This is a genomic window from Pelodictyon phaeoclathratiforme BU-1 (assembly GCF_000020645.1).
Taxonomy (GTDB): Bacteria; Bacteroidota; Chlorobiia; order Chlorobiales; family Chlorobiaceae; genus Chlorobium; species Chlorobium phaeoclathratiforme.
In genome coordinates, this window is the sequence record NC_011060.1 from 2,026,469 (window position 1) to 2,044,334 (window position 17,866).

Annotated in this window: 16 protein-coding genes; 8 read left to right on the forward strand and 8 right to left on the reverse strand. The window is 49.0% G+C overall.

What is annotated here, in order from left to right:
• Window positions 1-5: 5 nt before the first annotated feature.
• Complete coding sequence (locus PPHA_RS16310; protein WP_223293896.1) at window positions 6-173, forward strand: hypothetical protein; 168 nt, start codon at window positions 6-8, stop codon at window positions 171-173.
• Window positions 174-189: 16 nt separating this feature from the next.
• On the opposite strand, the gene PPHA_RS09610 is transcribed toward PPHA_RS16310, so the two are convergent.
• The 8 genes from PPHA_RS09610 to PPHA_RS09645 form a co-directional block, all read right to left on the reverse strand.
• Window positions 190-798, reverse strand: coding sequence for a hypothetical protein (locus PPHA_RS09610; RefSeq protein WP_012508638.1), 609 nt, complete (start codon window positions 796-798; stop codon window positions 190-192).
• Window positions 799-892: 94 nt separating this feature from the next.
• Window positions 893-1,759 carry an Rpn family recombination-promoting nuclease/putative transposase gene (locus tag PPHA_RS09615; protein WP_012508639.1) on the reverse strand — a complete coding sequence of 289 codons (867 nt, stop codon included), beginning with the start codon at window positions 1,757-1,759 and terminating at the stop codon, window positions 893-895.
• A 319-nt stretch (window positions 1,760-2,078) separates the two neighbouring features.
• Entirely contained in the window at window positions 2,079-3,632 is a 1,554-nt protein-coding gene (locus PPHA_RS09620) for an SUMF1/EgtB/PvdO family nonheme iron enzyme (protein WP_012508640.1), read from the reverse strand.
• Window positions 3,633-3,821: 189 nt separating this feature from the next.
• Window positions 3,822-3,956 carry a formylglycine-generating enzyme family protein gene (locus PPHA_RS15170; protein ID WP_083765324.1) on the reverse strand — a complete coding sequence of 45 codons (135 nt, stop codon included), beginning with the start codon at window positions 3,954-3,956 and terminating at the stop codon, window positions 3,822-3,824.
• Between the two features lie 264 nt (window positions 3,957-4,220).
• Complete coding sequence (locus PPHA_RS09630; RefSeq protein WP_012508641.1) at window positions 4,221-6,710, reverse strand: formylglycine-generating enzyme family protein; 2,490 nt, start codon at window positions 6,708-6,710, stop codon at window positions 4,221-4,223.
• Between the two features lie 2 nt (window positions 6,711-6,712).
• Window positions 6,713-7,795 (reverse strand): AAA family ATPase, encoded by a 1,083-nt coding sequence (locus PPHA_RS09635; RefSeq protein ID WP_012508642.1) that lies wholly within the window; start codon window positions 7,793-7,795, stop codon window positions 6,713-6,715.
• 15 nt (window positions 7,796-7,810) lie between these two features.
• Entirely contained in the window at window positions 7,811-8,731 is a 921-nt protein-coding gene (locus tag PPHA_RS09640) for a hypothetical protein (protein WP_012508643.1), read from the reverse strand.
• Window positions 8,732-8,752: 21 nt separating this feature from the next.
• Window positions 8,753-9,652: an Rpn family recombination-promoting nuclease/putative transposase gene (locus PPHA_RS09645; RefSeq protein ID WP_012508644.1), complete on the reverse strand. Its 900-nt coding sequence runs from the start codon at window positions 9,650-9,652 to the stop codon at window positions 8,753-8,755.
• Between the two features lie 731 nt (window positions 9,653-10,383).
• Between PPHA_RS09645 and nifH the strand changes: the two genes are divergently transcribed.
• From nifH to PPHA_RS09685, 7 genes are all read left to right on the forward strand, one after another.
• The gene (gene nifH, locus PPHA_RS09655) at window positions 10,384-11,208 is read left to right on the forward strand and encodes a nitrogenase iron protein (protein WP_012508646.1); all 825 of its coding nucleotides are present in this window, start codon (window positions 10,384-10,386) and stop codon (window positions 11,206-11,208) included.
• 18 nt (window positions 11,209-11,226) lie between these two features.
• Window positions 11,227-11,583: a P-II family nitrogen regulator gene (locus tag PPHA_RS09660; RefSeq protein ID WP_012508647.1), complete on the forward strand. Its 357-nt coding sequence runs from the start codon at window positions 11,227-11,229 to the stop codon at window positions 11,581-11,583.
• Window positions 11,584-11,961 carry a P-II family nitrogen regulator gene (locus tag PPHA_RS09665; RefSeq protein WP_012508648.1) on the forward strand — a complete coding sequence of 126 codons (378 nt, stop codon included), beginning with the start codon at window positions 11,584-11,586 and terminating at the stop codon, window positions 11,959-11,961. It abuts the gene before it with no gap.
• 36 nt (window positions 11,962-11,997) lie between these two features.
• Window positions 11,998-13,632, forward strand: a complete 1,635-nt coding sequence (gene nifD, locus PPHA_RS09670; protein WP_012508649.1) for a nitrogenase molybdenum-iron protein alpha chain — start codon at window positions 11,998-12,000, stop codon at window positions 13,630-13,632.
• Between the two features lie 26 nt (window positions 13,633-13,658).
• On the forward strand, window positions 13,659-15,041 hold the full coding sequence (gene nifK, locus PPHA_RS09675) for a nitrogenase molybdenum-iron protein subunit beta (RefSeq protein ID WP_012508650.1): 1,383 nt from the start codon (window positions 13,659-13,661) through the stop codon (window positions 15,039-15,041).
• A gap of 107 nt (window positions 15,042-15,148) precedes the next feature.
• Window positions 15,149-16,510: a nitrogenase iron-molybdenum cofactor biosynthesis protein NifE gene (gene nifE, locus PPHA_RS09680; protein ID WP_012508651.1), complete on the forward strand. Its 1,362-nt coding sequence runs from the start codon at window positions 15,149-15,151 to the stop codon at window positions 16,508-16,510.
• Window positions 16,507-17,859: a nitrogenase component 1 gene (locus PPHA_RS09685; protein WP_012508652.1), complete on the forward strand. Its 1,353-nt coding sequence runs from the start codon at window positions 16,507-16,509 to the stop codon at window positions 17,857-17,859. The genes nifE and PPHA_RS09685 overlap by 4 nt, the downstream gene beginning before the upstream one ends.
• Window positions 17,860-17,866: the final 7 nt, after the last annotated feature.

A 17,866-nucleotide genomic window follows, 5' to 3' on the forward strand; every position in this document is an offset into this window, starting at 1 on the left:
CGTTCATGATCACTCAATCCATCAATATAGTGTTGTCGTTTTTGTTCGAAGCGTACCTTGTCGTCACCCCTGAAGGGCAACTTCGCCGCTTCAAGCAACGCCTCGCCAATGGTCGCTGGATTTTCGAGCATCCTGATGATCTCTTCAACGGTCATTCGTTTTGCCTCTTCTGAATATTATGGGGTACAATCAAAGGTACTGTGCAAGAAAAATTTTCATTTCGCCAACCCAACGTGGCCTGTCATGATCACTCAGTCCATCAATGTATCTCTGCCGTTTTTGTTGAAACCGTACCTTGTCATCACCCCTGAATGGTAACTTCGCCGCTTCGATCAGGGCTTCACCAATGGTTGCAGGATTATCGAGTAGTTGCATGATCTGCTTGCCTGCTTTACTGACGGAGGAAGCAAGAATAGTGTCGGTGGTGCCCTCTGCCCGTTTCAGTTGGCTTTCGCTCTGAGTCGGGTTCAGCTCCCGGTGCTCGTAGGCTTCAGGGTGTGCGGCCATACGCATCATCTCCATCTTGATCTCTGCAAGTTTGCTGAACATCCTGTCGCGCTCGCTTTTGTCCCTGATATTGGCAATGGTCTGGCAGAGGTCGTGCTGCTGCAAATCAAGGAGCATAAGCTTCTCGGATACTTTCACAAATTCGGGAGAGAGCTTGATTTGACCGAGATTGATATCAACATCTGCCAACGCAAGGGAAGACAAACCCGCAGAGAGTGCGGTGAAATCAAGCGTTTTTTCTGCGTAGGTGAAAAATTTCCGGCAGGCTGGTTTTGGAGAGAAGAATCCCATCGTTGTTTCCTTATGTTGAGAAATGAAGTGTAAAAGGCCGTTGTACTTCTGTGTATGCCACTTGCCCTGAACAACTCACCCGCGAAACCAACCCTTATTGTTCGCCACTCGTATGCTGCGATAAAGAGGTGATTTCCGACACACTCAACCCTGTGGCCTCGGCAATGGTGGCAATAGCAATGCCTTTGCCCAACAAGTTGAGTGCAATGGCTTTCGATGCTTTTTCCATGCCCTTTTCCATGCCCTTTTCCAGTGCCGATGCAATTTTGCTTTCTGCGTCCACCAATGATTGCTTGCGCACCTCATAAACCTGACGTTCCTCTTCATTAAACATGCGATCTATGGCCGCAATGGCTTTCACAATATTTTTGTCGACGGCAAGCTCTTTGGGTGTATGCTCCCGGTCAAGCTGATGCGCTGTCGTTAAAAAGGTCGTCCAGCGATCAAGTGTACTGCTAATTTCATGGTGCAGTTTATTGAACTTTTTCAGCTCAATGTAGTGCAGTTCAAAAACGTCGTGCAGCCGGTCATCCTTTCCTGTGGCGGTATTGATGATTTTGTAGCAACTGTGAACATCCGTTGTATCAGGAACAAAGTTATAGTCGAGAATGTTGATACTGATAGTTTTCTTCAGCTCTTTGTACATCATCCCTTCGCTGAGCTGTTCGGTGACCAGCTTGGCCCAGTAGAAAATAGCCCGTTTGTCGAAGTTGTAGTCTTCACTTATCTGCATCTCAACGTTGAACCAGCGGCCATTTTCAGCTTTAGCCTTGATGTCGAGAATAGAGATTTTTCCTGCACGGTAATCCGCCAGATTGTACGGGTTTTTCAGCTCAATCTCCACCACCTGATCCTCTTCGGAGACGATGGCGTTAATGAGGGAGATGAGCAGATCTTTGTTCTCTTCACTGCCAAAAAGCTTTTTAAAGGCGAAATCGACGCGAGGATTTATTTTGCACATGGTTGTATCCGGTTCATGTATCAACAATACTTGGGAGAAAATTATACTAACGCTGTTAATCGGCGCAACATCTTGACTGCATATTTTAACGTATAGTTGATCGAAGTACAAGAATTTTTGTGCTCACCATGCGTATCACAGGAAACCGAACCGGGGAACAGGCGCTTCCTTGCTCAAAAATCCGGCCGCCACGAGGCGGCTCTGTGTCGTTCGCTGAAGCAAAAGAGTTGTGCACGGCGCTCATCCTTCGCTGCCGTTCTCAACTCTTTTGTCAGCTCTCTCTTGCTCAAAGTAAAGAGCGGAATGAGCTGCCAACTGACTACGGGACGAAGACCAGGCGGAAGCCAACAAAGTAGCTACGGTAGTCGGGGGGGCCGAGGCTGCGAAAAGCCGACCGACAGTACCTCGCATAGCTGACCCAGCGGCCACCACGCAGGACCCGGCACGAACCAGTTGCTGGCCCTGAAGGATTTTCAACCGTACCTTTCGTCTTGCACTCTTCGTAATATTTATCTCCGTACCAGTCTCCGCACCACTCCAAGACATTGCCGTGCATGTTGTACAAACCCCACGCATTAGAGGAAAAACTGTCAACTGCAACCGTATTATCCCGATACACTCCTTTCTGATTACTCTTATATGGATAGTTGCCGTCATAGTTCGCCTGTCCGGTCGACAGATTCTCTCCCGTATTGAAAGGCGTTGTGGTTCCTGCCCGACAGGCGCACTCCCATTCGGCTTCCGTCGGCAAACGAAAAGCCTCTCCTGTTGTTGCCGACAGCCATTTGCAATAGGCAACCGCATCATTCCAGCTCACATGTAATACTGGATGGTTCTCTTCTGCATCATTCCGCTCACTGCCCGAGATGCCATAACGCCAGTTAATGCCAGCCATCTTGTTCCACTCATTGCCATTCCAAACATAGCTACCATCTCCTTTTTCAGCATCAGTGCGATACCGTGACGCTTCGATAAATTCCCGAAACCCGGCAACCGTCACCGTATAACGACACAGATAAAAGTCACTAACCTTCACCTGATGCTGGGTCTCGTCATCAAATCTGTCAACTTCACCTGTCGGACTTCCCATAGGAAAAATACCGCCACGGATAAGCACAAAGTCCGAAAACACCTTCGGCTGGATGGGTGGTGGAACTGGTGATCGCACGGCACTCTCTCTCCGCTGCAAATCTCCAGGCAAAGGAACTTGGGATGCAATTGCTTCAATAAGTTGCAGGAACTTGGGATGTGAAGTGTTCTGTTTCCAGTTAACAAGTGTTTCAGCCTGAATTGTCCGAAATCCAAGTGGCGGTTCCACATCATCAATGCAGAGGGGAACAAGAACCCCCCTCTTTCTTCCCGTCTCGGCCTCCTCCCTAACCCAATGATGTTTATTCAAATCTACTGAAGCAAAAGACCAGAAGACAAGCACACAACGCGACTCATCAAGGGCTCTGGAGATTTCAATGGGCCAATTGTGACCAGCTCGAAGATTTCTGTCCCAGAAGATACACCATCCAAGTTTTTCAAGCTCTTGCACAATCGGCTCAACCCGTTGCCGATCTTCCTGGGCATAGCTGATAAAAATATCGTTCTTGAACTCCCAGCTTCTATACACTCCGTCAGACGTGCTGGCTCTCTTAACCTCACGGGGGTCACCATCAAATAAACTTTCACACAACGACAGCAAATTTTTCATTTCACCAACCCAGATTGGCCTTTCATAATCGCTCAATCCTGCAATGTATTTTTGCCTTTTTTGCTGAAACAAAATCTTGTACTCGCCCCTGAATGGCAACTTCGCCGCTTCAATCAAGGCTTCGCCAATCGTTGCCGGATTATCGAGCAACCTGAAAATTTCATCCACAGTCATACCTTTTATCTTTTTTTTCGGGCGTTGCTCTGCCGTTTTTTCCAGGTAAAAAAAATGCCCGTAGTCTTCGAAACGGCTATCCGGCTCGTCCTACCAACAACGGGCATTGCATCGTCTGCTCTTCGCCCTGAAATTTCAGGGACAGGGCCATCAATCTGTTCAGAGGCAGTCATCCGACTTTACTTTGAGCTACGGGACGAAGACCAGGCGGAAGCCAACATTGTTGCTACGGTTGTCGGGGGTGTCGTTGTTGCGATAAGCCGACCGACAGTTCCTCGCATTGCTGTTCCAGTTGCCACCACGCAGGACACGGTTCGAACCCACGACTGATGCCCTTACTCTTCACAAGCAAACCAGTTACTATACACTTTTTTTCTGAATTCTCTTGCATTGGCATACTCTGTAAAGGCCACCAATGGCATGGTATGGTCTCTGTACTCCCCAAAAAATCCGGCCGCCACGAGGCGGCTCTGTGTCGTTCGCTGAAGCAAAAGAGTTGTGCACGGCGCTCGTCCCTCGCTGCCGTTCTCAACTCTTTTGTCAGCTCTCTCTTGCTCAAAGTAAAGAGCGGAATGAGCTGCCAACTGACTACGGGACGAAGGCCAGGCGGAAGCCAGCACTGCGGCTGCGGTAGTCGGGGGCGTCGCTGCCGCGATAAGCCGACCGACAGCCCCTCGCACTGCCGTTCCAGCCGCCACCACGCAAGACACGGCCCGAACCGGTTTCGGGGCCAACCGGATTTTCAACCGTACCTTTCGTCTTGCACTCCTCGTAATAATTGCCCCCATACCAGTCGCTGCACCACTCCCAGACATTACCGTGCATGTGAAATAATCCCCATTGATTAGGCTCAAATCGTTCAGAACTACCAACCGCAACCGTAGTCTCTCTGTATCTTCCCTTGGCATTATTGTTATACGGATAGTTGCCGTCATAGTTTGCCTGATCGGTTGTAAGATTCTCACCGGTATTGAAGGGTGTGGTTGTTTTTGCCCGGCAGGCGTACTCCCACTCAGCCTCCGTTGGCAAACGGAAAGTCTTTCCTGTTTTATCCGTCATCCACTTGCAATAGGCCACAGCATCATTCCAGCTTACATGCAAAACCGGATGACTGTACTGATCCGATGGCCTTTTTTTACCCGATACGTCATGCCGCCAGTTTACTCCCTCTTTGTCTTTCCACTCCTTTCCATCCCAAATCCCGCTGCTGTTCGCTTTTTCGGCGTCAGTCTGATACCCGGATTCGTCAATGAATGTTTTAAACTCGGCAGGGGTAACTGCATATTTACACAGATAAAACTCACTCACCTTGACCTGATGCTGCGTTTCGTCACTGCCATATCGCTCTGGCTCTCCTTCCGGGCTGCCCATGGCAAATTCGCCTGCGGGGATGCGCACAAAGTTTGGGGGCACCTTTCTTGCTGTTCTGATCAGTGCCGGGTCCAGTCCCATACGTCGCAAAACATCGTCCGGAATGTCAAAAAATACCGGACTATACTCATGCTCATTGATCAGATGAATGCTCACCATATCGAGCAACTCTGTTGTCTGCTCAAGGGTATTGACCAATTGCCGCGCTTTTTTCTCGAAAAGCTCTTTATCCGTTTCGGCAAGCAATTCGTAAACGGCAAGTTGCAGGGTACAGCTCTCAAAATCAGCTTCACCCTGAAGTGGACGGTTCTGACTGAGCTGATCGTAGAGAAATTGATAGACACGGGCACGCTCTTCAAAAGTCAGCCACTGCTGCTGAAGTGCCCTGCGAAAATCGTCAGGAATTGTCCCTTTTGTGAACCAGTTGAGACGCAACAACTGGCTGATACTCTTGCATGACGGCAAAACGCTCTTTTCAGTCGAAAACATCTTGCCCAATGCGAGGGTCAGATTCCAGTCGAGTTCGGGGTAGATCGCACAGGCTGCAATCCAGCGCTTGAGTTGATCGTCAAGAAACAATCCGATGTAGTCGAGCTTTTTTCCTTCGGTTTTTATGGGCACCAATGAATAGTCGGCATGATCAGGCCAGTAGTGGAGGCAATCGAAATCGGCGCCTGCATCCGATGAAAGGTCAGCAGCCATTATCTGCATTCCCTCAACTGAAAGCGGCAAGACGAAGGGAAAGAGCTCCTGCAGCAGTCGCTCCCGTTCACCCCACAACGCGGGGGGCTCGGACGTGTAAAAATAGCGACGCTGCCAATTTTTGAAGATCTCTGTCCATGAAAACACGGCGGCTCGACGGGTATCAACACATTGCAACCCATCAGTAAAAATCAACAGCACGGCCTGTTCGTGAAGACTCAGAATCTCCTTCAATGCAATACCCCCGGGATGGCGGGGATTGCTGCAAAGTAAAGGCGAATAACCAAAATAGAAGCGCTCAACGAAGATGTTGTTTGCTTTCAGTGTTTCATAAAGGTTATTGTGGAGGTGCGCCTGATGGTCACGCGAGTTGTTGCGGTCAATGAGCATCAGGTATTCGACATGGCGGCGGGCAGGACTGAAAACAGGTTTTGCCAAACCACCTTCTTGGATAGTTTGGCGAATCGTTTTTTCGATGTCGAAGGAGTAGCGACCTGAGTGTTCTGTGTAGCGGAGTTGGCGCACAACCCTGAGCAACAGAGGGTCGCTCTCAATCTCCGTCGATTGCACAAAGCGCTCAAACATGTAGGAGCCGCTGCTTCGGGCTTTCAGCGAGGCCACTATTTTTTGATTCTCATCATCGATCTCTTTCTGTTGTTGCCTTGCCGGGCCGCCTGTTTTTGGTACATCGCTCTTTCCTGTTGACATCGGCGATTTTTCTTCCTTGCCGTCAGCTTCGGGCTTCTGCTGTTCAAGAAAAGGAATAAAAAAACGCTTGTAGAGTTCAATAAATGTCGCCTGCTGTTCTGCGGAATGAGCGAGCGCCGGACATAACCACATATCGAGCTGTTCCAGGTCACCCGATTCAATGGCCTTTATGATGAGGTAGTGTACTGTTTCAAAAGTGTCAATACCAAAGCTGAAACCCTGTTCCTGCAGGATTGTAAAAAACTCATCGAACGGATAGTGCCGATTGGCTGAAATAGAGGTTGCCAGCGAATCCATCGTTATTCCTTGAGAGCATGTGATGTTATGGCCTCGGTAAGATTCGTCAGATCAACTTCCTCCTTGGCTAAAACAGAGATTCCGCTCAAAAGGGTTTTCGCATTTTCTGCTGTTTCATCATAATGGTAGATGTCAGCGGGTGTAAACCCCTGCTTTCGCATCCACCATATCCATAAAATCAATTCGTGTGTGGCCGGTTTTTTCCCTTTTACCAGATCGCGAATCGTAAAAAAAAGGTTGATAAACGCACTGCTCTCCGGTTCCGTGATACCGCGTAAAATCGACTTTTTGCCCGCCAGAATTTCCATCAGGTGCTCTTTATCAGGCATGTTGATATGAAAAAAGACGCAACGGCGAAGAAACGCTTCGGGCAGGGTCTTCTCGGAATTACTGGTGAGAATAACAACCGGTTTGAATGCATCATTACCTGTTTTTTTATAAATGGCCCCTTCTTTACCATTGAGTGTTTTGAGTTGCGGCACCTCAAAGCTCATATCCTCAAGAATCGTCAGTATATCGTTGGGCAGGTCGCGGGGCGCCTTGTCGATTTCATCAATAAGCACAACCCTGCGTTTCGGAAGGCCTTTGTTATTCTGGCCGATTGAATCACAGATTGCCCGGCCCAGCGCAACATAACTGATGAACAGCGTCTCAATCTCTGAAGCAGTCAATTCGCTGCCACACTCTTTTTGAATATTCACCTTATGAAAGTGGGCAAGGCTATCGTACCGGTAGAGCAGGTCGGTTGCCACGGAATCGGTTCTTGTAGCAAAAGGCTCCACCTCGCCCCAACCGAAATGGTCGGCAAGATGATAGGCAAGATCTGACTTCCCCGTGCCGGGTTCACCGGTGAGCAACAAAGGCTTGTGCAGCATCAACGCCACATTGACTGCCCGCTTCAGCTCCTCGGAAGGTGTATACCCTTCGCCCCGTCTGATAGCATCCGAAACCGGAGAACCGTCACCCCGTCTGGTCATGGGAAACTGCTCATCCGGACTAAGATGGAACGGCTTTAAGTTCTTTTCAGATGGATGGCAGTTCCTGTTCTCTTCGTCCCTGTTCGCGTAGAAATTATATTTTTTCATTGCTCAATTTCAGGGTTAACAATAGTGTAGTTTTTTTACCGCATCACTAAAAGACATTGGAGTGCACCTGCATAGATCTTCATCCCTCAGATAGCATTTATTGTCTTTAAAAAAACAGGAGAAATGATACGGCGTTACGGTTTCATATTGATCGCAATAACAGAGTATCCAGTGGGGCAAAGGCTCTATATCCCTCGGCAATGAATGCTCTTCCAAAAACAGGCAAAGAAAAACAGGGTGCTCGGGATCCAATGCTGCCCAGAAGCTGTAATAGAGCTGAAAATTGTCACGAAAAGCGCTGTCAAGCTTGCCAACAGAGTGCACAATAATATGTGACTTGGCGTAAAAGTCCGTTTTTCGTAACTCCCCGGGAATCTTTTCATGGATTGGTGGAACATGAAAAAACTTTCTCATAAAATCAGCCCAGGACTTTTCCAGTTTTTCCCTGTTGTCGAAGTTAATAATATGACCCATTTTCCCCTCGGGAGGGCTCAAACTCTTATGAATCTCTTCATGATCTTCCTTGATAAATGATTTCAGGATTTCATCCATCTGATCTGAAAGCGCATCTTCGTTTTTCTCAATAAAAATCACTTTAACAGCATTATCACTGTCCCAGCAGATCTCTCTTACTCTCTCTCTGAAATTCACCTTGTCCAGATAATGCCACTGATTGTCCCTGTCAAATGTATAGTTTCTGAAGCCTTCTCCATCGGTTGTGGCAACAATTAAGCCATCATACATTGAGAGAAAGTTTTTCATTTCGCCAACCCAGCGTGGCCGCTCATGATCGGTCAATCCATCAATATAGTGTTGCCGTTTTTGTTCGAAGCGTACCTTGTCGTCACCCCTGAAGGGCAACTTCGCCGCTTCGAGCAAAGCATCGCCAATAATTGCGGGATTATCGAACATCCTGATGATCTCTTCAACGGTCATTCGTTTTGAATATTCTGAATGTTATGGGATGCTCGTTTTCTGGGATAAAGAGGTGATTTCCAACACACTCAAACCTGTGGCTTCGGCAATGGTGGCAATAGCAATGCCTTTGCCCAACAAGTTGAGCGCAATTGTTTTTGATGCTGCGTTGATTCCTTCGTCTCTTCCTTTTTCCAGTCCCATTTCCATGCCTTTTTCCATGCCCTTTTCCAGTGCCGATGCAATTTTGCTTTCTGCGTCCACCAATGATTGCTTGCGAACCTCATAAACCTGACGTTCCTCTTCATTAAACATGCGATCTATGGCCGCAATGGCTTTCACAATATTTTTGTCGAGGGCAAGCTCTTTGGGTGTATGCTCCCGGTCAAGCTGATGCGCTGTCGTTAAAAAGGTCGTCCAGCGATCAAGTGTACTGCTAATTTCATGGTGCAGTTTATTGAACTTTTTCAGCTCAATGTAGTGCAGTTCAAAAACGTCGTGCAACCGGTCATCCTTTCCTGTGGCGGTATTGATGATTTTGTAGCAACTGTGAACCTCCGTTGTATCAGGGACAAAGTTATAGTCGAGAATGTTGATACTGATAGTTTTCTTCAGCTCTTTGTACATCATCCCTTCGCTGAGCTGTTCGGTGACCAGCTTGGCCCAGTAGAAAATAGCCCGTTTGTCGAAGTTGTAGTCTTCACTTATCTGCATCTCAACATTGAACCAGCGGCCATTTTCAGCTTTAGCCTTGATGTCGAGAATAGAGATTTTTCCTGCACGGTAATCCGCCAGATTGTACGGGTTTTTCAGCTCAATCTCCACCACCTGATCCTCTTCGGAGACGATGGCGTTAATGAGGGAGATGAGCAGATCTTTGTTTTCTTCGCTGCCAAAGAGCTTTTTAAAGGCGAAATCGACGCGGGGATTTATTTTGCACATGGTTGTATCCGGTTCATGATCAATAAAAACGGGGAGTAAATTGTATTGCTGCTCAGCACCGTGGCCACCGGTGTTAATCGGCGCAACATCTTGACTGCATATTTTAACGTATAGTTGACCAAAGTATACAACTTTTTCTTCTTTAACTGCTTATGAGGGCAACTTTCCAGCTCAGCAAACCACTCTGCTGGCTGGACAAATGATGGGTGTGGCTTATTTTTTATGAAAAGCAAAAAATGGCGTCACACGGCACAATCCTCAGTAAGCGGACACGCTTTCCTACATTTTTGTGGGATTCACTCTGATCAACGGCCAGTTTATCTACGGTTACAGCGTTTTACCGTGAGCTGTGGCAAGGAAGAGCTGATTTTTCGGAGAGAGAGCGCTCACAGCTACCCTCTTGTTGCTCGTTTCTATCCCTCAGGTTTCCTACCAATATGTAGTTTTCGAGACTTTCCTACAGCTTTGTAGCCCTTTCCTTCATTCATGGCCCGCTGCATCCTGCTCATTCTGCTCCTCAAATAAAAAAAACAGCCCTCTCGCAAAAGGCTGAAACCCTTCTGCCATGCGGCTGTACGGCCACTTCCCTGTTTATTCCAAAAAACTTTTCCGGCAAAAGCTACGACTTTGGCACGCATCTTGCTCCTTAAAAGCATAACTATTCAGGGCAAAGACAGGATAAGCCTGAAGAGTTGACGAGAAAGGCAATGAAAACCTAAAAAAGTACGAAAATGAGAAAAGTAGCTATTTACGGAAAAGGTGGCATCGGCAAGTCAACCACGACACAAAACACGGTTGCCGGTCTTGCGGAAATGGGCAAGAAAATCATGGTTATTGGCTGTGACCCGAAGGCTGACTCTACCCGTCTGCTACTCGGTGGACTGCAGCAGAAGACCGTGCTCGACACACTTCGCGAGGAGGGTGAAGAAGTTGAACTTGAAGATATCATCAAAGATGGTTACAGAAATACCCGTTGCACCGAATCCGGTGGTCCTGAACCAGGCGTAGGCTGCGCAGGTCGTGGTATCATAACCTCTGTTAACCTTCTCGAACAGCTTGGCGCTTTTGATGATGAATGGGATCTCGATTATGTCTTCTACGATGTGCTTGGTGACGTTGTATGCGGAGGATTCGCCATGCCGATCCGCGACGGTAAAGCTGAGGAGATCTACATCGTCTGTTCGGGTGAAATGATGGCCATGTACGCTGCCAACAACATCTGTAAAGGTATCCTGAAATATGCCGATACCGGTGGAGTTCGCCTTGGTGGCCTTATCTGCAACAGTCGTAATGTTGATAACGAACGCCAGATGATTGAAGAGTTGGCCAAAAAAATCGGTACGCAGATGATCCATTTTGTACCGAGGAACAACTTTGTGCAGCGTGCCGAGATCAACCGTAAAACCGTTATCGAGTACGATCCAACTCATGAGCAGGCAGATGAATACAGGGCTCTTGCACAGAAAATCAACGATAACAAGATGTTTGTCATCCCCAAGCCGCTTGAGATCGAAGAACTGGAAGCTCTTCTCATTGAATTTGGTATCGCTAACTAATAAAAGGAGTACTCAAACATGTTAATGATCAGAACAATCGTCAGGCCGGAAAAAGTGTACGAAGTTATGCAGGGACTGCTTGACGCAGGCTACCCTGCTGTCACCAAGATCCCGGTTGTCGGTCGCGGCAAACAGCGCGGACTTCGCGTCGGGGATGTGATTTATGATGAAATTCCCAAGGAGATGCTGATTGTGGTGGTACAGGATAGCGACAAGGATTTCGTGATTCGCGCCATTCTTGATAAAGCGAAGTCTGGCCCTGATGGCAAGTTCGGTGATGGTAAAATCTTTGTTTCAGCCGTTGAAGAGGTCTATACCATCAGCACCGGCGAACAAGAGGGTGAACCAAAGCTCGCAGCAGCAAAGGAGGCCTGAATGAAAGAGATCATTTCAGTAATCCGGATCAACAAGGTGAACGAAACCAAGAAGGCGCTGATCGATGCAGGTATTCCGGCATTCACAGCAACAGGAAGGGTGATGGGCCGAGGCAAGGGCCAGGTTCATTATGATATCCTCAATGGCGCTGCTGAAGGTCATCCGGAAGCCATTGCCCAGCTTGGCGGTGCACCAAGACTTGTAGCCAAGAGAATTCTGACTGTCGTTGTCCCTGATGATTTATGTAAAACCGCAGTAGATGTCATCATCAAGACCAACCAGACGGGTAAACCTGGAGACGGAAAGATATTTGTAACACCAATTCTTGAGACCATCAGGGTCAGAACTGGCGAAACAGGGCGGGATGCGCTGAACTAAGAATAACATTTTCAAGGTGTAAACGGAGAGAGTTTTATGGAGGCGAACAGAGTTTATCCGGATCCTTCCCAGGTCAGGGAGGAACTGATACAAAAATATCCGGCCAAGGTTGCAAAAAAACGGGCCAAGTCGATCATCATCAATGACCCGGAGATCATTCCTGAGGTGCAGGCCAACGTGCGTACCGTACCGGGTATCATCACACAGCGCGGCTGTTCTTATGCTGGATGTAAAGGTGTTGTGCTCGGCCCTACCCGTGATATTGTCAACATCGTACACGGACCAATCGGTTGCAGCTTTTATGCCTGGTTGACCCGCCGGAACCAGACCAGACCCGAGACCTTGCTGGATGAGAACTATATCCCTTACTGTTTTTCAACGGACATGCAGGAGGAGAATATCGTCTTTGGTGGTGAAAAGAAGCTGAAAATTGCAATCCAGGAGGCTTATGACCTCTTTCATCCAAAGTCCATTGCCATCTTCTCGACCTGTCCGGTTGGCCTGATTGGTGATGACGTTCATGCCGCTTCACGTGAAATGAAGGAGAAACTGGGAGACTGCAACGTTTTCGGTTTCAGTTGCGAAGGGTACCGGGGTGTCAGCCAGTCGGCAGGCCATCACATTGCCAACAACGGTGTGTTCAAGCACATGGTTGGCCGCAACAACACGCCGAGCGTGGGCAAGTTCAAGCTGAACCTGCTGGGTGAATACAACATCGGCGGTGACGCTTTTGAGATTGAACGCATTTTCAAGAAGGTCGGCATTACTCTTGTGGCCTCATTCAGTGGCAACTCGACGGTCGGCCAGATTGAAAACGCTCACACTGCCGATCTGAACGTGATCCTTTGTCACCGGTCGATCAACTATATGGGTGACATGATGGAGACGAAGTACGGAATTCCGTGGATGAAGATCAACTTTGTCGGAGCAGAATCAACGGCAAAGTCGCTCCGCAAAATTGCTGAATACTTTGGCGACGAGGAGCTCAAGGCGAAGGTTGAGGCTGTGATTGCCGAAGAGACACCAAAGGTGAAAGCGGTGATTGAGGAGATATTGCCAAGGACAAAAGGCAAAACTGCCATGCTCTTTGTCGGTGGATCACGTGCCCATCACTACCAGGATCTTTTTTCCGAGCTGGGCATGACGACGGTAGCTGCAGGGTACGAGTTTGCTCACCGCGATGATTACGAAGGGCGTGACGTACTGCCTAAAATCAAGATTGACGCCGACAGCAAGAATATTGAGGAGCTGAAAGTGGTCGCAGATCCCGACTTCTTCAACCCGAGAAAAACCGAAGCGGAACTTGAAGCGCTGAAAGAAAAGGGGCTTGAAATCAACGGTTATTCCGGAATGATGAAGCAGATGACCAGTAAATCGCTGGTTGTTGATGACCTCAGCCACTATGAGTCTGAAAAGCTGATCGAGATCTACAAGCCGGATATTTTCTGCGCCGGTATCAAGGAGAAGTATGTGGTTCAGAAGATGGGTATTCCGTTGAAACAGCTTCACAGCTACGACTACGGTGGACCTTACACTGGCTTTGAAGGAGCGATAAACTTCTACAGAGACATCGACCGTATGGTAAACAATCCCGTTTGGAAGCTGATCAAGGCTCCATGGGAAAAAGCCGGAAACGGTGCAGGACTTGCGGCCAGTTACGTGACACAGTAATGAGGGAAAACGGAGACTATTAAATTATGCTATTACGACACACATCAAAAGAGGTTAAAGAGCGTGAAGGGCTGACGATCAACCCGGCAAAAACCTGCCAGCCAATCGGCGCCATGTATGCTGCGCTCGGTATTCATGGCTGTCTGCCTCACAGCCATGGCTCACAAGGATGCTGTTCCTATCATCGCAGTACCCTGACCCGCCATTACAAAGAGCCTGTCATGGCGGCAACAAGTTCGTTCACCGAAGGTGCTTCAGTGTTCGGCGGCCAGGCAAACCTCCTTGCTGCCATCGAAACCATCTTTTCGGTCTATGATCCCGATATCATTGCGGTGCACTCTACCTGCCTTTCTGAAACCATTGGTGATGATTTGCAGCAGATCACACGGAAAGCAAAAGATGACGGCAAAGTCCCGGAAGGCAAGCATCTCATTTTTGCCAGCACTCCAAGCTTTGTCGGGTCGCACATTACCGGTTACGCCAATATGGTGACGGGTATTGCTACACAATTTGCCGTCTCAAGCGGAGTGAAAAAGCGCCAGTTCAATATTATTGCCGGCTGGATGGAACCTTCCGACATGCGCGAAATCAAACGCCTGACGAAAGAGCTTGGCGTCAAGATTGTCCTGTTCCCCGACACCTCGGATGTGCTTGATGCACCGCAGACCGGCAAGCATGAATTTTATCCGAAAGGGGGCACAACAGTGGCAGAGTTGGTGAGCGCTGGCGACAGCCTCTCCTCCCTTGCGCTTGGAAGCATCAGTGCAGAACCGGCGGCTATCGCTCTCGAAAAGAGCTGCAAAGTGCCGTTCGAAACGCTCGATATGCCCATCGGTCTCTCTGCAACCGACCGCTTTATCATGACGCTCAGCCAGCTCGCCGGGGTAAAGGTACCTGATGAGATCACTGCTGAAAGGGGACGTCTTGTCGATGTTATGGCCGACATGGAACAGTACCTGTACGGCAAACGAGTCGCGCTTTTCGGCGATCCGGATCAGTTGCTTCCGCTTACCGAGTTCCTGCTCGATCTGAACATGAAACCCGTTCATATCGTCAGCGGCACACCCGGTCAGCGTTTTGAGAAACAGATGCGCCTGCTGCTTGATGCACGGTCACCGGAAACAAACTTCCGCAACGGTCTTCAGGCAGATATGTTCCTGCTGCACCAGTGGATGAAAAATGAACCGGTTGACCTGCTGATCGGCAACACGTATGGCAAGTACATGGCACGTGACGAAGATGTTCCTTTTATCAGGTTCGGATTCCCGATTCTCGATCGTATCGGCCACAGCTACTTCCCGAATGTCGGCTACAGCGGTGGACTGAGACTGCTCGAAAAACTGCTCAACGCTCTCATGGATCGCCAGGATCGTGATGCTCTTGAGGAAAAATTTGAACTGGTCATGTAAACAGCAATAGTTCTTCGGCCCTGCAGGGGCGGCATTTTGTTCATAAAGAATGCCTGCCCCCCAGGGGAGAGAGGGACAACAATATTTTATGTAAAGGGGTAGACGCTATGGAACAGATCTCGATTCTCGAAGGACGGCAGAAGCAGATTTTTGAAAAGAAAAAGGGAGTGCCGCAGGCCGATATCGCATGTGACACCTCAAGCCTTTCAGGTTCTGTGAGCCAGCGTGCCTGCGTTTTCTGCGGATCACGCGTGGTACTCTATCCCGTAGCTGATGCCATTCATCTTGTTCATGGACCGATCGGGTGTGCCGCTTATACCTGGGACATCCGGGGAGCGGTCTCTTCGGGACCTGAATTGCACCGGTTAAGCTTTTCCACCGACCTGCAGGAGATGGATGTAATTTACGGTGGCGAAAAAAAGCTCTACCACTCGTTGATTGAACTGATTGAGCAATACAAACCCAAGGCCGCTTTTATCTATTCGACCTGCATTGTCGGCCTTATCGGCGACGATATTGATGCCGTCTGCAAAAAAGTTGCGAAAGAGACTGGAATTCCGGTATTGCCGGTTCATTCCGAAGGGTTCAAGGGCACCAAAAAGGATGGCTACAAGGCTGCCTGCCATGCCCTGATGAAGCTGATCGGTACGGGATCGACCGAGGAGATCAGCAAGTACAGCATTAACATTCTCGGCGAATTCAACCTTGCCGGAGAGGCGTGGATTATCAGAAAGTACTATGAAAAAATGGGCATCGAGGTTGTCGCAACCCTGACCGGTGACGGACGTATTGATGCAGTACGGCGGGCACACGGAGCAACCCTCAACGTTGTGCAGTGCTCGGGATCAATGACCTGGCTTGCCAAGGAGATGGAAGAGAAATACGGCATTCCCTATATCCGGGTCTCCTATTTCGGTATTGAAGATATGTCGAAATCGCTCTACGATGTTGCAAAATATTTTCCCGACCGCCCGGACATCATGGAGGCGGCAAAACAGGTTGTCAGTGAGGAGGTAAAAACACTCTACCCTTCACTGCAGAAGTTCAAAAAGGCGCTGACGGGCAAAAAAGCGGCCATCTATGTCGGTGGCGCATTTAAAACATTCTCGCTCATCAAGGCCTTGCGTTCAATCGGCATGTCGGTCGTTCTTGCCGGTTCACAGACTGGAGACAAGAACGATTATGCACGACTGAAAGAGATGTGCGACGAAGGAACGGTGATTGTGGACGACTCCAATCCCGTCGAGCTTTCGAAATTTATTCTTGAAAAAGAGGCCGATCTGCTTATCGGCGGGGTCAAGGAGCGCCCGATAGCTTTCAAACTCGGCATCGGCTTCTGCGATCATAACCACGAGAGGAAGATCCCTCTGGCCGGATTTGAGGGCATGTATAATTTTGCACTGGAGGTCTATCAATCGGTCATGAGCCCGGTATGGCAGTTTGCTCCACGAAAAGGAGGTACCCTATGAAACACGCAAAAACAGCAACACAGAATGCCTGCAAACTCTGCAACCCGCTTGGAGCATGTCTTGCCTTCCGGGGCATAGAGAATTGCGTACCGTTCCTGCACGGTTCACAGGGGTGTGCCACCTATATACGGCGGTACCTGATCAGCCATTACAAAGAGCCGATCGATATTGCCTCATCGAACTTTCATGAAGAAACCGCCGTCTTCGGCGGCAGCCATAACCTGAAAATCGGACTGAAAAACGTCTCTGATCAGTACAAACCAGAGGTTATCGGGGTGGCAACCACCTGCCTGAGCGAAACCATCGGCGATGATGTGCCCGGAATTTTGCGGGAATATAAAAAGGAGTTCAAAAACGGCACACCAATGCCGATACTGATTCACGCCTCAACGCCGAGCTACCAGGGCAGTCACATTGACGGTTTTCATGCCGCAGTCAGGGCGACCGTCAAAACGCTGGCCGAGAAGGGCGAAGAGCAGAGCCTGATCAACCTCTTTCCGAACATGGTCTCGCCAGCCGACCTGCGCTATCTCAAGGAGATCTTCGCTGATTTCAAGGCTCCGGTGATGTTGCTGCCCGACTATTCCCAGACCATGGATGGCGGCCCCTGGGGCGAATATCATCGCATACCGCCTGGCGGCACTCCGGCAAGCGCTATTGTATCGGCAGGAAGCGCCGCAGCAAGCATTGAGTTCGGTTCAACCCTTGAAGCATCGAAATCGGCTGCCGGCTATCTTGAAGAGGCGTTTGATGTGCCAAGATATCATCTCTCCCTGCCCATCGGCATCAAGGAGAGCGACAAATTTTTCAGCCTGCTTGAAACACTGACCGGCAAGGCTCGGCCCGATAAATATGACGATGAACGACGCAGGCTGATTGACGCCTATGCCGACGGCCATAAATATGTTTTCGAGAAAAAGGTAATTCTCTACGGTGAAGAAGACCTTGTGGTTGCCATGACCGCATTTCTCACTGAGATCGGTATGACGCCCCTCCTCTGTGCTTCGGGAGGAAAAAGTGGTCTTCTAAAAAAAAGGATCAGGGAGCTGATCCCCACAATGGATGAACTCGGTATCAAGGTACGTGAAGGGGTTGACTTTGTCGATATCGAGGATGAAGCCAAAATACTGAAACCCGATTTTCTTATCGGTAACAGCAAGGGCTATACCATGTCAAGAAAAAACAACATCCCCTTGCTTCGGCTCGGTTTCCCCATTCACGACCGTTTCGGAGGACAAAGAATGCACCATCTTGGGTACAGGGGAACCCAGGAACTCTTTGACCGGATCGTCAACACCGTTATCGAAGAGCGGCAGAATGCTTCATCAATCGGTTACACTTATATGTAAAGGGAGG

Bases quoted from the DNA above. Each gene is read 5' to 3' on its own strand.
- PPHA_RS16310 (WP_223293896.1), top strand. From the start codon at position 6: ATGATCACTCAATCCATCAATATAGTGTTGTCGTTTTTGTTCGAAGCG.
- PPHA_RS09610 (WP_012508638.1), bottom strand. From the start codon at position 798: ATGGGATTCTTCTCTCCAAAACCAGCCTGCCGGAAATTTTTCACCTAC.
- PPHA_RS09615 (WP_012508639.1), bottom strand. From the start codon at position 1,759: ATGTGCAAAATAAATCCTCGCGTCGATTTCGCCTTTAAAAAGCTTTTT.
- PPHA_RS09620 (WP_012508640.1), bottom strand. From the start codon at position 3,632: ATGACTGTGGATGAAATTTTCAGGTTGCTCGATAATCCGGCAACGATT.
- PPHA_RS09630 (WP_012508641.1), bottom strand. From the start codon at position 6,710: ATGGATTCGCTGGCAACCTCTATTTCAGCCAATCGGCACTATCCGTTC.
- PPHA_RS09635 (WP_012508642.1), bottom strand. From the start codon at position 7,795: ATGAAAAAATATAATTTCTACGCGAACAGGGACGAAGAGAACAGGAAC.
- PPHA_RS09640 (WP_012508643.1), bottom strand. From the start codon at position 8,731: ATGACCGTTGAAGAGATCATCAGGATGTTCGATAATCCCGCAATTATT.
- PPHA_RS09645 (WP_012508644.1), bottom strand. From the start codon at position 9,652: ATGTGCAAAATAAATCCCCGCGTCGATTTCGCCTTTAAAAAGCTCTTT.
- nifH (WP_012508646.1), top strand. From the start codon at position 10,384: ATGAGAAAAGTAGCTATTTACGGAAAAGGTGGCATCGGCAAGTCAACC.
- PPHA_RS09660 (WP_012508647.1), top strand. From the start codon at position 11,227: ATGTTAATGATCAGAACAATCGTCAGGCCGGAAAAAGTGTACGAAGTT.
- PPHA_RS09665 (WP_012508648.1), top strand. From the start codon at position 11,584: ATGAAAGAGATCATTTCAGTAATCCGGATCAACAAGGTGAACGAAACC.
- nifD (WP_012508649.1), top strand. From the start codon at position 11,998: ATGGAGGCGAACAGAGTTTATCCGGATCCTTCCCAGGTCAGGGAGGAA.
- nifK (WP_012508650.1), top strand. From the start codon at position 13,659: ATGCTATTACGACACACATCAAAAGAGGTTAAAGAGCGTGAAGGGCTG.
- nifE (WP_012508651.1), top strand. From the start codon at position 15,149: ATGGAACAGATCTCGATTCTCGAAGGACGGCAGAAGCAGATTTTTGAA.
- PPHA_RS09685 (WP_012508652.1), top strand. From the start codon at position 16,507: ATGAAACACGCAAAAACAGCAACACAGAATGCCTGCAAACTCTGCAAC.